This is a genomic window from Magnetococcus sp. PR-3, assembly GCF_036689865.1.
Taxonomy (GTDB): Bacteria; Pseudomonadota; Magnetococcia; order Magnetococcales; family Magnetococcaceae; genus Magnetococcus.
In genome coordinates, this window is sequence record NZ_JBAHUQ010000001.1 from 95,630 (window position 1) to 109,390 (window position 13,761).

The window sequence follows — 13,761 nt, forward strand, 5'->3', positions numbered from 1 at the left end:
CGGAACATTACTTTCCCTTTATTCTCAGTCGGATAAATATTCCGGAGATACTGCCGGAACGATTGATTCCGGCCCATTCCGGGGGTACAGCCGGAACGTTTTTCAACCCATGTTTCACTCCCCTGAGCCCACCTGGAATTGACCCACCCCAAGAGCAAACTCCCCACCAGGAATATCTAGGTATTTTTTCAATTTGCTCCCCTCGGCAACACAGAGGACTGCACGCCCCATTTCCAACAATATGTCGGTCATGGCAACAAGTTTATCCCTACCTATTGCAGACAACTCTTCAGGAAGCTCTGATCGACGATCATAGATGCCGTTTCCCCCTGTTTTGGTGAATGGTTGGCCTGCAGTTGCAGCCTGTCCAATAGCCCCTTCGAGGGAATCCAACAGTTCAGGCAGTTGTCCCTGCATGAGTTGGAGGTCTGCAGACCGATCAATAAGCAATCCACTTCCCGCATCCCGCACATAGACTCTTACCGTTTTATCCACAGGCCAGTTACTTTTCACCACAGCGCCCCTGAAAACACAATCGCGGGCATGTGGACGACTTACCTTTTTGCAAACTTCCTTGGACTCTTTCTGATTCACCTCCCATAGGGCATATGACCAACGCCCTCCATCGACCAGGGCCGTGGTACCACGGATCGCCTCTCTGGCCTCACCGGCGGTATTGATGGGCTTATTGCCTACTTTTTTGAAGTGATGAGCTACCAGGGTAGTCGCACCGGTTTCCGCTGCGATGCGCCCCAGCCCGGCAAAGAACATGGCCCCGGCTGCAGGGTCGCTGTTGACATCACCACCCGCAAAGCTCTGCAGGGGATCGATCACAACCAGACGTAGGTCTGGGATTTCCAACAGCTGCTGTCGGATCTCATCGTAAGCTTCAGTCAGTACCGGCCCTTCCCGCCCCATGGCTACCAAGGGCATTGCCCCACCGGCGTTGGGCAGAGGTACGACAATCAGACGGCGTGGGTCTGGCATGTCCCCCGCCAACAAGTTGAGTCGCCGATGTATCTCATCCTGATCATCCTCAGCAGTAAGCATCACTGCAGTACCCTCAACAGGTACCAAAGGGCCTCCCAGAGCTTCGGACGGAATTGGGGATACCCCTTCTATCTGAGCCACCTTGATACAGAGATCCAACAACAGCATGCTTTTCCCCGCCCCACCGATGGCTGCCACCAAGCCTGGCACCCCAACGGGTAACACCCCATCGATAAGCCATTTGGGCTCTGGTGCAGGGCCGTGATAGCGGTGGAATGTCCAATCCTGCAATTGCAGTCGGCGCTGTGGACCCGAATCATCCTGACGCGGGGCTTGTTGGATAAACCCACGCACATCCATCTCTTCATCTATTGCATCAGCCGCATCCCATTTTTCTGGCTTATCATGTGGCGGCATCAATACACTCACCTCACGAACTCCTACTTCGCGCATCGCTTTAGCGGCCATCTGGGCATACTCCGCACCTGGCTGGTCATGGTCTGGCCAGATAGTGATACGCTTCCCCTTCAAAACAGCCCAGTCAGCCCGTTTAATCTGCCCCTTGGATCCCATTGAGGTGGTGGCTGTAATACCGATATCAATAAGCGCTTGGGCCGTCTTTTCCCCTTCCACCAATACTACCTCCGAAGCCTTTGAAACCTCGGGTAGATTATAGAGGGGTGTGACCTGTGGTGATTGCCACTTACCTGTGGTGACATCCAGTGGTCGAAACTCTTTCCTGCGCCCAGGAGGATCATAGCGATAGACACAGGCCAAGAGCTTGCCATTGGTATCGGTGTAGTCCCATTTACCGGTGTATGGCCCTAGGTCATCCATAGGGGGGCTACGTCGTTCTTCAACATCGGGTGCCGATTGGACGGGAGGTGTATGATGGCCATACCCCAACCATCCCTGAATATCAGCCATGACATCACGAAATTGGGTCGTGGTATTCATACCCCGTGCATGGGCCCACAGATCGAGGATGTCACCCCCCTGCCCTTCGGCATGGTCGTACCACACACCACTCTTTTCACCGGTTAACTCCACCTTCATACTCTCACCTGGCGTACCGTAGATATCGCCAATCAGAAATTGGTTATGGTGAACTTTCCCAGCTGGAAACAGATGGAACAGGACCGCCTCGATACGTTGTTGTAGCTGTTCTTTGAGCTCCTCTTTTCCCATAGCGTGGTTGGGTTGGCCCTCCCGTTGAGGGGTGGCACTGTTGAAATCCAAAATATTGGTAGTCATGATGGCAACCCCCAGCAGCGATCCTGATGTGAACACATACGACATTGAAAATGGGTGGATTCCCGACTGATCCTCGGCAACAGATCCTCAGCTTCGGTGGCCTTGATAATCCGTACCGCCCGATCAGACATCTGCTGTGCTAAAGGCGCATCAAACGGGACCAGCTCATGATGTAGTTCTGCAGTATCCTTGTTAATGGAGGTAAAGAGCGCTGGGTTGGCGGAGATGCCAGAAACCTGGGGCTCCATGTATGCCTGGTAAATGGCCATCTGGGCCGCATAGACTGGTTTTGAGAGAACCACCCCCTTCTTGACCGTGTCCTTCCACGACTTGTTATTGAGGGACTTGCACTCCCATAGGCAGGGATACCCCATGGTTACGCTGGGCGGACCGGATATGATGATCCCATCCACATGCCCTTGGATCCGACCACTGGCCGCCTCAAAACCAAACTGCTCCCCATTGGGCCGATTGCCCTTGGTCGTGAAGAGCTCAAATCCTGCCATGCGTAGCCAGCGAATCGCCATATCCTCAAACAGATGACCGGCTGCAAATATACGCAGTAACTGCCCATCGAAATTCCGTCCAGGATCCTTGGGCGCATGGGCATACTCAAACTGAAGGGCTCGTTCGCATGCTACCCCCAGACGGGATGCGCCCAGGTAGGTGCGGGGTGTCTGCAGCCGGTTCTCCTCTTCTAAAGCCATGTCGACAAGGTGGTTGATGGTGGGGGCAATGCCCCCACTGTTGTGGTTGAAATCAAGCACGACATACCTCTATTTTCCCCTCAGCAATGAGGATGGGGGGATGCGCAGGGAATGTGCGTACATCGAAGGAGACAATCGAGGTCTCCTGATCCCGGTTGCGTCGCTCTTCCCAGGTGATGGTGCCCAGATTGGCTTTGATTTGCTGACGCCATACATCCAGATCGATGACCATCCATCGCTTCAAGGTTGAGGAGATTTCATCCAGGGCATGGCCGTAGAACATCCAGTCACCGAAACCCTCAGCTATTTTGTTGATCTCCGTCTTACCTCCTAAGTCATGACGCCGGGAACGCATGGTAAATTCATGGCCATAACGATCAGCATACCCCGCTCTGCGGATACGACAGGCGATACGCATGTCTCTGGCGGTGAGCACCATCAGATCGGTGGCCTCGTTCACATCCAGTTCCATCGGTGCCGGTGTCATAAGTAATGGGCCCACGATCTGCTGAATGGTTGGCAAAAAACGATCGGACCATTTACGGTCAGCCTGGTAAGTGCTCATGCGACCTCTCCAAACTTGCCGCTTTCTGCCCCCCAGGTATCGAATCCCTCCCGCTGTTCTCGGGAAAACAGATCGATACGTGGGGATGGGGATACCCTGCGGATGAGGTCGTAAAACTCATTGGGTTTCCGGCTGTGTTCACGACGAGGTGCGTTAAAGCAGGTGGAGAACGACTTGGTCTCCAGGAACTCAAGACGCCCTTTACGACCAAACAGCACAAACTCACAGTTGTACTGGGGCAGGCCAAAGGGTTGAAAGCCGCCGGGCTTGTGCCACACCATCTGGAAGATATAGGGAAATCCCCACTTCTCCATCAACCGCATGGCCATGGGCAGGAACTTCTGGGTGGTCCAGAGGAAGAGGTGGCACTCTTCGTGGGCAAGCCCGCCTACATCCAGATCCGCCAGTTCAACTTCACTCATGGTAGGGTAATCAAAACCCACCTGATCGAGGCGCTGATCCCGCTCCACCTTCTGCATAGGCCATGGGGGATCGATGATGATGGTCCGGTATTTTCCATCAGGTAGATCCATTTTGAGGGCATCGGCCCTCACCTGGGCCCGTTGTGCCGCATTTTCCTTGGCTTTACGTGCACGGATCTCTTTGGCCGCATCCAAAATGGCCTCTTCCCCTTTGGCAACAACCGCCTGCTGTGCCTCCTGTGGTAAGTTGGAGAGATCGGCGGCAGTTGATACTGAAACCTTGCCTGTTTCCACCTTATCGATCAGGTCAGGGGTGCCCTGGCGTAGAACACAGGATGCATTTTCCACTGACCGTGCAGATACGTTGGTTAACTCAGCCGCATGTTCACGAGAAGCCCCAACTTTACCCTGTGGCAAATTTGCCATAGGGTCTGATGCTCCTCCCTGTAACATCCGCGCACGCGCCTCCTCTTCAAACATTGGCTTCAACCGCGCTGCCACCATGGCCCGCTGCGACTCATTTAGGTGACGGCGATGTAGGTTAAGGCTGATGGAGAACGCCACGGGGTCATCCCCCTGGTAGATCTCTACAAACGGTTCTGCTCCGATGGCGCAGCAGGCATTATAGCGGTTACGGCCATCCAGAATTCGTCCATCGGTATGGAGCCAGATGGGTTCACGCTGGCCATGATCACGGATATCCTGGGTCAATTCGTTAAGCTCTTGCTCTGACATCAACGGAAAGATGTCGGCAATGGGGTGAAAGTCATAGGTTTTCATCGAGGTTCTCCTCGTTTAGAACGGTATATCGTCAAACAGCGTATCGGGCTGGGCTTTGGCCATGTAATCCTGGTAGGCAGTGACGATCACCTCCACCAGGGTGAGCACCTCTTCCTTGCTGTATGCTGTAAGGGGGCGCTGCATATCAATGCTGGCCACGTATTCACCCAGTAGCGGCAGAGCCGCTGCCATAGCTGCTTTTTCAAGTTGGGTGGCATCAACCATGTTGCGCACCTCCAGTAACAGATCCACCGGCACCGCCCTGACCTTGCCAAGCAGCCAGATCAGCACATGCTGGGGATGATTTTTCAGATGGCGTTGAAACAGTGCTTTGTCCTTCCGCTGCAGAGCCCCGAGACCGATACGTTGGGTCTTGAGCCCTGGTGGCAAGGTGACCCAACCCCATGCCGGGTCGTGCCAGGTGCTGTTTCGACGGGTCCATAGGGTGGCCATTACGCAACCTCCGCTATCGCGTTGCGATCAGCCTGAAAGATCAAGTTGCGTATGGTCGACTTATTGAATCGAAAGGTGAGAAGTGCAGAGGCTTGATAACGGGTTAACCCCATGTCCATCTGCATGTCAGATGGCAGATACTGAAGCTGCTTGTCCGTCGGGGGCTGATTGAGCCACGATTTGGTCTTATGGGCTGATTCGTCACTCTCATGCTCATTGAGCCAATCATCTGCAGCTGCCAGGCATACGGTGCGCTCCCCTATAGAGAGCAACCGAGTTGGCTCTCCTTTGGCCCCACCCACCGCATGCCAATAACCGTTGAGGTAGAAAACACCACCCCAGCCATTGAACCCATTCGCCATCATGGCGGCATCATCACCAAACAGGTCGACCCAACGGAAGCTTGATCGAGCCAACAAGTCCACTTCCGACATGATGAAGTCGGTTATGGCTTCAGGATTATCCCCTGGGGTGGTTACGGGCTCCCAGATGTAGCCGCATAAAGAACACTCCTGTACGGCGATGGGGACAATGGCTTCACATTGGGGGCACTGCTTGGTGGGGGCTTCCCCTTTGAGCTCTTTACCATCCAGGTTGACATCCTGCTCGAGAGATCCATGCAGCAGGGATGAGATACCAAAATCCAACACCACACAGTCGTTTTTAATTACCCCAGGGTATTCGTTTGGGTCAACACAACGCAGCCCTCTGCCCACCATTTGAATCATAGTAGATTTGAACGAGCTGGGCCTGAGAAGCACCACACAGGAGGTGGGTTGGTAGTCCCACCCTTCTGTGAGGACACCCACGTTTACCACCACCATGGCTGAGCCCTTCTCAAAACGAGACAGGGTGGCTTTCCGCTCTGCAGATGACAGCTCCCCATGAACCATCACTGCTTCTACATTCGACCCATTAAAGGCGTCGGTAACATTGCGGGCATGGTCTACGGTAGAGCAGAACACCACCGTTTTTCGGGCCCCTGCTTTCTCCTTCCAATGCTCAACCACCGCTTCAGTGACCGGGGCCTTATTCATTACCCTGTCTACCTCTGCCATATCGAAGTCATCCACCGTTTTGCGGACGTTTTTGAGAGCCTCCTGTGCACCCACATCAATCACAAAGGTGCGGGGTTTGACCAGATTACCCGCTTGGATTAATTCACCCAGTCGCACCTGGTCTGCTACATTGGAAAAAATGGGACGAAGGGCCTGTTTATCTCCTCTTCCAGGCGTAGCTGTGACCCCGTAGATCCGGCATTGAGGATTGCGATCCAGAGCCGTATCGATAATGCGCCGATAGCTGTTGGCCGCTGCATGGTGCGCCTCATCTATTACCAGCAGATCCAGAGGAGGCATGGCATCCAGGTTTTTCTCCCTAGCCAGTGTGGGCACCATGGCAAAGGTGGCGCTCCCGCGCCACGATTTGCCACGAGCATCCACCACAGAGGAAGATAGCCCTGGATTAACCTTGGAAAACTTCATCACATTCTGGCGGGTGAGTTCATCACGATGCGCCAGAATGCAGGCTTTTTCCTCCTTCTTTTTCAGCATTTGGCCAACGACTGCTGAAAGCGCCACCGTCTTGCCAAATCCGGTGCTGGCCACAGCAATGGTATTACCGTGCTTCTGCAGAGCGGCCACCGACCGTTCCACAAATGTTTTCTGCCTCGGGCGGAGTATCATGATTCACTCCCTCACTGTGCCCAACTGGGCGTTTGAGGAGGGGTTGCGGTCTGAGACTGCTGCTGAGGTGCAGACTGTTGTTGCGGCTGCGCTGGTGGCTGTTGCCATCCCTGCCCCGCTGGCGGTGCAGCTGGAGCGTGGGTACCACCGCCACTGTAGCCTTGGTACTCTTTGTGATCCGGTGTGATGGCAAATTTGATGACGTTCTTGTCGGAATCGTCCCGTTGATCTTTCTCCACGTCTATCTTGGCCAGAAACTCAATACCGTCTAGATCAGCCAATCCGTTGATACGGCGGGCCTGTTGCGCCTGGGGCGAGTTATCCTTATCCTTCAGACCACGGGATGAGTTGAGAACGGCACGGATGAAAGAACGCCCCATATTGCCCCACTCTGGCCCTTTAGGGCTGAATAGCCCAACGTTGCTCCAGACCTTCCGTTTGGCATACTTACCCTCAGTAATCACAAACTCACATTTGAGAAATACCGACCCCTTATCCTGGTTAATCGCTGCGTACCCACCAGTCCAACCTCGGTTGGGATCATCATAACCACCGGGTTTTATGGTCATGCGCACCGGCACAATGGTCCCCTTGGGGATCAGGTCAAAGCTCTGCTGACTCTCAGCGTTGTTGAAATCGTTCCAGTTGTTATCCATGATGGTCATGCTCCTGTGTTCATTGCCATGTCGACGGGGGCACCGGTGGCGGGGGCTGCTTCGGTTACTTTCTCAGGGTGTTCGAAGCTGAGCCTTTCCGCTGCCGGTTTACCGGGTTGATGTATCTTTTCCATGAGGCGGCCCAGATGGGGTTCCTCGACCATGTCGAGTCGGCCGCTTCTGTCTTTTGCGGGGTAACTCCACGGGTTGAGGGTTTGGCAGACGAAAGCTCTGTAGGTATCCCCCTCTTCGGGTCTGACATCCACCATGCTGATTACCTGATCAACGATGCCGGGCAGTTCCAGGCCGGTTTTGGATCCTTCGATCTGCGGGGTGTAGTAGCGCCGATTGAAGTCATCGGTCTTCTCATCCAAGATGCCGACGAACCAGACGTTCTTCCCACGTGTATGCTGGAGATGGGTGATCCAAGCGATCATCTCCTGGCCGTGCAGACCATATGCACCTCGGAGGTCCGGCTTACCCGATTTCTCCGAAAATGCCTGAGGCTGCCCTTTGCACCACTGAAAGCAGAGGCGCCCGGCCACGGTAATGCTGTCTACAAAGATGGTCTGGTACTTGGTCAACGACCCAGAATCGCCATACTTCTGCACCACTGCATCGTAATGGGCCTGACTGAACGCTTGATCATCCCGAAGGGCGGGATTTGGACCACCGATAAAAACGGCAAAGTCACGGCACTCCTCCCAGGTGCGGGGGCGAATGGTGTCCCCTGGCCACCCCTCTACCGCCAGATCACCCGCTTCCAAGTCAAAAAAGAGGGTGACGGCAGGATCCATGGACCAGAGCAGTGAGGTTTTCCCGATACCGCTGGGACCAAAAACCGCCCCTTTGATACCGCGCTGTTCCGCCATACGCTGATCCGCTGATACAATAGGAAATCCACTCATGCCATTTTCTCCTGCTCAGCAATAACCAGTTTGAAAGAGGGCTTGCCCGGCTTTACGGTACGTGCCCCTTCAAAAGCTGAACGGATTTGGGATGGCCACGCTTTAAACTTGGATTCCGGCACTTTGTAGGCAACATCCAGGTACTCGTTGGGATCTTCCCCCGCCTTACGGATGCGATCGAACAGGTCGGATAGGCGCTTTTGGTCCCAAGCGGGGCGTTTCGGAAGATCGGCGACCACCTGCACATCCCCATCTTTGAAACGTACTGAACCAAAATCTTTACCCGCCTCTTTGCGCAGTAGCGCAGCCTTGTCTGCATAACGACGTGATAGAACGCCTTCCAGAAACTCCTTGGTCAGCTTGGCCGACTCCACAGCCTTTGCCGCCTGATGTTGCAGACTGGCCAGCTGTTCCGAAGAGAGCTCTGCCAGTTCACCCATGGGCATACTGCGAAGCTCACTCAATGTGGGATTCATCTCTGTTTTCATGACTTCTTTCTCCTTCTCTTCCTCTTTGGGCTCGGGCTTCCACCGTGGAAGCACCATGTGCCGTAAAAACTGCTCCTGGATTCGGGCTAGAGCCTGTTCGTGATTAATGTCCAAAACCTCACATACGAATCGAAAACTGCCAGGCTCTCGAGTGCTGCTCAAAAACCACCGCCGCAGATGCCTTACATCCATGCGGAACAGGTGATCGTTCCAAAGCTTTGGCCTCTTTTTCCCTTTTTCCAGAAGCTTGTTAGAATCACTGACGGCCTGCGCCAACACCGCACGCCATAGATCAATTTCCGCTTCCATGGCCCTGTTCTCCGGTTTTTCTAACGCTGTTTTTGTGATGCACACCCTCATCTGATATATACTCAGCTCTTCTTGAAATCGTCTCACGAGGCCGTGCTTTTTTTTGAAAACCGAACTGACAAAACGAGCGCCTCAGACCGGCAATATGCCGATATAGCGTGGGTTTACTGCACCCCATCTTTTTTGAAAGCGTACGGGGGCCATGATAGGGAAGCAGATTGCACAGACGCTTCTGAACATCGGACAGATGCTGATAGTGATGGCGGAAGTCGAGTTGGAGCTCTACCGCTTCAACGTCTTCAATACCCCCTACATAATCGATAGCCCCTTCACGATCCAGATCGGTCAGGGTCTCCCATGAAAGGGGGGCATCACCTGGGAATCGGTGGGGAGCAGATGCCTTGCTCACCATGGTTGCGCAGCGGTTTTGAATCACTCGGCTGAGGAAGGTCTTTTTGGCACTGAGGTCGGCATCAAAACGCTGTTCACTCTGATGGGATGCTATGGCCAGCTCCTGCTCCACATCCTCCGCATCCCAAGCCCTGAAGCAGGGCATCTCCGCCAGTTGATTGGCCTTGTATCGGATCAGCTTGATCGCATGCGGATCCAGGCCGTTGTAGCTGTTATTGGAAAACATTGTTGCCTCCGTTTCTGCGTTGTTGTTGGAGACAATTATCCCGTGTTGGAGACTGTTTTTTGAGGTCACTTGAAATTTTGGTGAGACAGTTGAGGATTTTCGACCTCTACTTTTCAAACACTTACAGAGCGCCACGAGTCAGTTGAAAAAATTGCGAGTCAGTTAGCCAAAAAACACGGATATTAGGACCTCTGGCCATGGCATTAAAAAACCCCGACCAAATGGCCGAGGTTCTGGGGGTGCTGCTGCTGACGATGAAAACGATCAAGAAGCCTGTGATGCCCTGGGTAAAACCAATAGCGGGTTGATCCTGTACCCTTGAGCCCCCCGTACCGTTTTTATGTTCTCAATAATGCTATCTTGCTGGATTGGGAGGCCCTGTTGCTTTTTCACAGCATCCATCATCATCTTACGAAGGCGGTTGATTGATCGTCTGACAATAATGGCATCTACCACTTCATCCGGAACTTTGAGCTGCACAGCATCTGTGATTTTCTCCAGGGTCATGATTTTGAAATCATCAACCAGTTTTCCCTCTAGCATCCCTTTGAGGAACTGCTTCCATAGGATTTCAAAAACCCTAATCTGCGCTGGTGCTTTGGGACCCACCACCATCTGACCATTGACCCAGATTTCATCAGGTCTGGATTCGACTTGGTACAAGATCTCTGTGTCGACCTCCGCGGTTTGATGATGATAAAGCGGTGTAATTACCTTGTTGTAGATAGGCACCGAGGTATGCGCCAACACAGGTGGCTGCGCATGCAGTGCATCGCCCATTAATGAGGCCAGGTCTTGTTCCCCTCGAATCAACTGGGAGAGTGACGTCTTGATAAGCCATGGTTCTTCTAAAAGCCGAAGCTCAGCATTTCGGTCACTCAGAGCGACCACCACCGTCGGCGTCGAAGCCACATAGTCCCGTGACAGGTACTTAGGGTGCTCACACACCTCTACCACGCAGACGATCACCTCGCCATCTGCATAGTCACATCGGTACACCCCCTCCGACAGGGCTCTGGTGGGACCGATGGCTTCGATCTCTTCTTGCAGAAAAGAGAGCGCTCCCTTCTGATCCACCCGATAGCGCAACTCTTGGAAGGTCTGCTTTTCATCATACTCGGGATAGACAGGATGATTGCACTCTGGACACCGGAAATCATCCGCCCCTTCATCCAGGCCATCTACCAAGCGGACTCTTCCACTGCATAGGTGATTGGGCGGGGGATAGTCCCGATCCTCAGGATTGGAACAGAGGACGTAGGTATAAAGATCTGATGTGATGACACCCATCTCTTCCAGCTTTTTCACCTCTGAGAAAAGCTCTTCCGATGGGCGGTCTACACTCCAGCCGCTTTCAAGCATCAACATCTTCATGATCTATGCTTCTTCTCTATTGAGAGCATGTGAAAGCCAAAACGTGAAGAGAGGAGCTTTTCAAAAGCGACGCGTTCACGAATAGAGAGGGGCTGATCTGAATAGCGCACAGTAAACATGTCATCACACCCCAAAATTGAATCAAACTGCATCCTCACCCGTTTACCTTGGTAGAGCACCTGGATGTAGTCGATATTATCAAAGGGAGTAAAGATGTTGCCAAATACCTGCTGAAGATGTGCCACGGGGCGGCTAATGGATTTTTCATCCCGTAGGCGTAGCTTTCCTTCCCCTTTAAATGGAGAGGCATATAGCTGAAGCTCAACCAGTGATAGCCCATAAGGGGTTCCCCTTACCAACTGCTCAAAAAAGCGTTTGATCTGGCTCTCGTCATCACCCAGCTTCAAGTTCTCATATCTGCAACTCTGCCTGAAATAGGCGCTTGCGACCTGGTTGGCTATCTCCAGGGGTACAGCAGGGCTGGAGGATGAGATCCTTATCCCACGGGCATTGGCCTCAAAATCGAGGATAATCCATTCTGGATGAAAGCCGTGGACAATCCCCACCTTTTGCACAATCTTGCTGGGCTTTTCAGCTCGGCGGATGAACAGCATGGGGCGGCCATCCTCTACCAGCATCCCCTTGTAGTCACAGCTGCGCTGATCATCCTTCTTGAGGTCATACGCAGCCAGGGTCTCACGGATCCGCTCTGGCTCCATAAACGCTTCAAACGACATATCATGTTTACGATCTGTCGGCCCGGACAACCGCATACAGGCAAAGCCACTTTTCTGCAGCTTATCCAGCAAGAATACATCCTTCAGTCCATGAGAATCGTGGCTGAATAGCGCAAAAAGCAGCGATTTGGTGTCATACGTGGTATCGTTGATATGGCAGTCACGAAGGGTACGCTGATCCAATGTCGCCATGGCATAATCCGTAACGGCGACCTTTGATTTGCGGTAGGCAAAGAGGTCTACCAAACGGTAGGGGGATAACACATCACCCAGTGCTTTCAGCGCCTCTCGGCGAGCGGGCAACGTGTCTCTGGTGATGGTGTGCGTACAGCGACACAGCATAGCAAGCTGGCGACCCGTCAACTTATCTACCCACGCCGCCATGGACTGTTTAGATTCAAGTTCGGGAAGAATATGCTGCAGACCGATCTCCAGCTCGTTGTCCCAAAACTCTACCGTAGGCGCAGCCGCCCGCTCAAGCACTTCCTCTATGGTGCCCATTGGACCTCTCCTTCTTCTGTTTCTCTTATTGTTTAATAAATACTAAACCTTGCAGGCAAAAATATATGCCTGCCCTACCGAAGCTTCAGAAGCCCCATATCGGCAAGCCGAATCTGCATTGCCAAACCGGAAACCTGAAATACCTCTGCCAGATCCCTGGCCAGGTCGACCACCAATCCAAGCTCTGACTCATCTTCCCCATCAAAACGACTCTGCATATTGTAGAGCTCTTCTGATGCATCGTAAGGGTCATGAGTGCCAAACACCTCTTCCCATGAACGGAGCACATCCCCTTTGGGCATCAAGAGATAACCAGCAAAGCAGTCTGCCTGCCACTCCATGGGATCCCTCTTGGATTTGGAACGGCACAATATCGCCTGCCCATCATCATCAAAATTCAGATGGCGGTGCAATTCCCAGTGACCTAACTCATGGGCCACCGTGAACCGGTAGCGCCCTTCAACTGAAGGATCCTCCGTAGGATCCAATCTCTCATTGATCACCACACGGCGCTCATCCACCCAAGTTGCGCCCAGCACACCCTCTTTATCCAGTAGCGCATCAAGATCATCAAACTCAAGGGCCAGGCCCAATAGGGATTCCAGAATCTCTTCAACAGGGACAGGCGGAGCCTCTTCCATTCCAAACTTGTAATGGTAGCTCATGAGCAGCTCATTGGCGGCCGCCTCAATATCTGCTTTATGAAGATAGGGAACTCTCATCTTCCCCCCTACTCCTCGCTGGGATCCAAACCTCGCTCAGTGCGAAGCTTCTCAGTTAACGCCTCTATATCTTTTCGGCCAAGATTCAGATCTCGTGCAGTTCTTAAAAAATCGGCCATCGCCCTCGGCTGATCACGGATGATACCGGACAGGTCAGGATCCACCTTTCCAGCCATAGCCAGAAGCTCATCCGAATTCACCTCCAGCAACTCCGCCATCCTTTTGATCTTGTCCTGAGCCGGTGGATCAAACTCGCCATTTTCGACTTTGCTCATGAAGGTGGCGCTGATTCCAACGGCTTCAGCAAATTTGCGTAGAGAGTAAGCGGGATCTCGCTTCTTCTTCTCCTCTCGCATGCTCCTGATGAACATTCCGAACTGCGGGTTACCTGGCATGTAACTTCTCCCAATGCACTTCAATGTGCTTTCGTTTAGTTAATGGTAAACATCGCCACTATTCCCTGTCAATCATAAAGTGACAATTGCCCAGGCATGAGACGATTCCCGATTTTGCGGAGTATATATGAGAAAGGGGCCGTGGCGGTTCCGACCTCAATATTGGCGATAGGATGAG

The 13,761-nt window shown here is 53.0% G+C and carries 14 protein-coding genes; all 14 read right to left on the reverse strand.

The features are described from left to right. Positions 1–114 precede the first annotated feature (114 nt). The 14 genes from V5T57_RS00370 to V5T57_RS00435 all read right to left on the reverse strand — a co-directional run bounded on the left by V5T57_RS00370 (position 115) and on the right by V5T57_RS00435 (position 13,583). Complete coding sequence (locus tag V5T57_RS00370; RefSeq protein ID WP_332889161.1) at positions 115–2,244, reverse strand: AAA family ATPase; 2,130 nt, start codon at positions 2,242–2,244, stop codon at positions 115–117. After that, positions 2,241–3,011 carry a PD-(D/E)XK nuclease family protein gene (locus tag V5T57_RS00375; protein WP_332889162.1) on the reverse strand — a complete coding sequence of 257 codons (771 nt, stop codon included), beginning with the start codon at positions 3,009–3,011 and terminating at the stop codon, positions 2,241–2,243. Before V5T57_RS00375 ends, V5T57_RS00370 begins: the two co-directional genes overlap by 4 nt. Next, on the reverse strand, positions 3,004–3,516 hold the full coding sequence (locus V5T57_RS00380; RefSeq protein ID WP_332889163.1) for a hypothetical protein: 513 nt from the start codon (positions 3,514–3,516) through the stop codon (positions 3,004–3,006). Before V5T57_RS00380 ends, V5T57_RS00375 begins: the two co-directional genes overlap by 8 nt. Further along, positions 3,513–4,718, reverse strand: coding sequence for a Spo0J and IME4 domain-containing protein (locus tag V5T57_RS00385; RefSeq protein ID WP_332889164.1), 1,206 nt, complete (start codon positions 4,716–4,718; stop codon positions 3,513–3,515). The genes V5T57_RS00380 and V5T57_RS00385 overlap by 4 nt, the downstream gene beginning before the upstream one ends. Positions 4,719–4,733: 15 nt before the next feature. Beyond that, complete coding sequence (locus V5T57_RS00390; RefSeq protein WP_332889165.1) at positions 4,734–5,171, reverse strand: DUF6511 domain-containing protein; 438 nt, start codon at positions 5,169–5,171, stop codon at positions 4,734–4,736. Continuing rightward, positions 5,171–6,856 carry a DEAD/DEAH box helicase gene (locus V5T57_RS00395; RefSeq protein ID WP_332889166.1) on the reverse strand — a complete coding sequence of 562 codons (1,686 nt, stop codon included), beginning with the start codon at positions 6,854–6,856 and terminating at the stop codon, positions 5,171–5,173. Before V5T57_RS00395 ends, V5T57_RS00390 begins: the two co-directional genes overlap by 1 nt. 11 nt (positions 6,857–6,867) lie before the next feature. Continuing rightward, a complete protein-coding gene (locus tag V5T57_RS00400) occupies positions 6,868–7,512 on the reverse strand; it encodes a hypothetical protein (protein ID WP_332889167.1) in 645 nt (214 codons plus the stop codon). Positions 7,513–7,517: 5 nt separating this feature from the next. Then, positions 7,518–8,420, reverse strand: a complete 903-nt coding sequence (locus V5T57_RS00405; protein ID WP_332889168.1) for an ATP-binding protein — start codon at positions 8,418–8,420, stop codon at positions 7,518–7,520. Further along, positions 8,417–9,217, reverse strand: a complete 801-nt coding sequence (locus V5T57_RS00410) for a hypothetical protein (protein ID WP_332889169.1) — start codon at positions 9,215–9,217, stop codon at positions 8,417–8,419. Before V5T57_RS00410 ends, V5T57_RS00405 begins: the two co-directional genes overlap by 4 nt. Then, entirely contained in the window at positions 9,201–9,854 is a 654-nt protein-coding gene (locus tag V5T57_RS00415) for a sigma factor (protein ID WP_332889170.1), read from the reverse strand. Before V5T57_RS00415 ends, V5T57_RS00410 begins: the two co-directional genes overlap by 17 nt. Before the next feature lie 264 nt (positions 9,855–10,118). Further along, positions 10,119–11,228 carry a hypothetical protein gene (locus V5T57_RS00420; RefSeq protein WP_332889171.1) on the reverse strand — a complete coding sequence of 370 codons (1,110 nt, stop codon included), beginning with the start codon at positions 11,226–11,228 and terminating at the stop codon, positions 10,119–10,121. Continuing rightward, complete coding sequence (locus tag V5T57_RS00425; protein ID WP_332889172.1) at positions 11,225–12,466, reverse strand: hypothetical protein; 1,242 nt, start codon at positions 12,464–12,466, stop codon at positions 11,225–11,227. The genes V5T57_RS00420 and V5T57_RS00425 overlap by 4 nt, the downstream gene beginning before the upstream one ends. Before the next feature lie 74 nt (positions 12,467–12,540). Continuing rightward, positions 12,541–13,188, reverse strand: coding sequence for an ImmA/IrrE family metallo-endopeptidase (locus tag V5T57_RS00430; RefSeq protein WP_332889173.1), 648 nt, complete (start codon positions 13,186–13,188; stop codon positions 12,541–12,543). A gap of 8 nt (positions 13,189–13,196) precedes the next feature. After that, positions 13,197–13,583, reverse strand: a complete 387-nt coding sequence (locus V5T57_RS00435; RefSeq protein WP_332889174.1) for a helix-turn-helix domain-containing protein — start codon at positions 13,581–13,583, stop codon at positions 13,197–13,199. Positions 13,584–13,761: the final 178 nt, after the last annotated feature.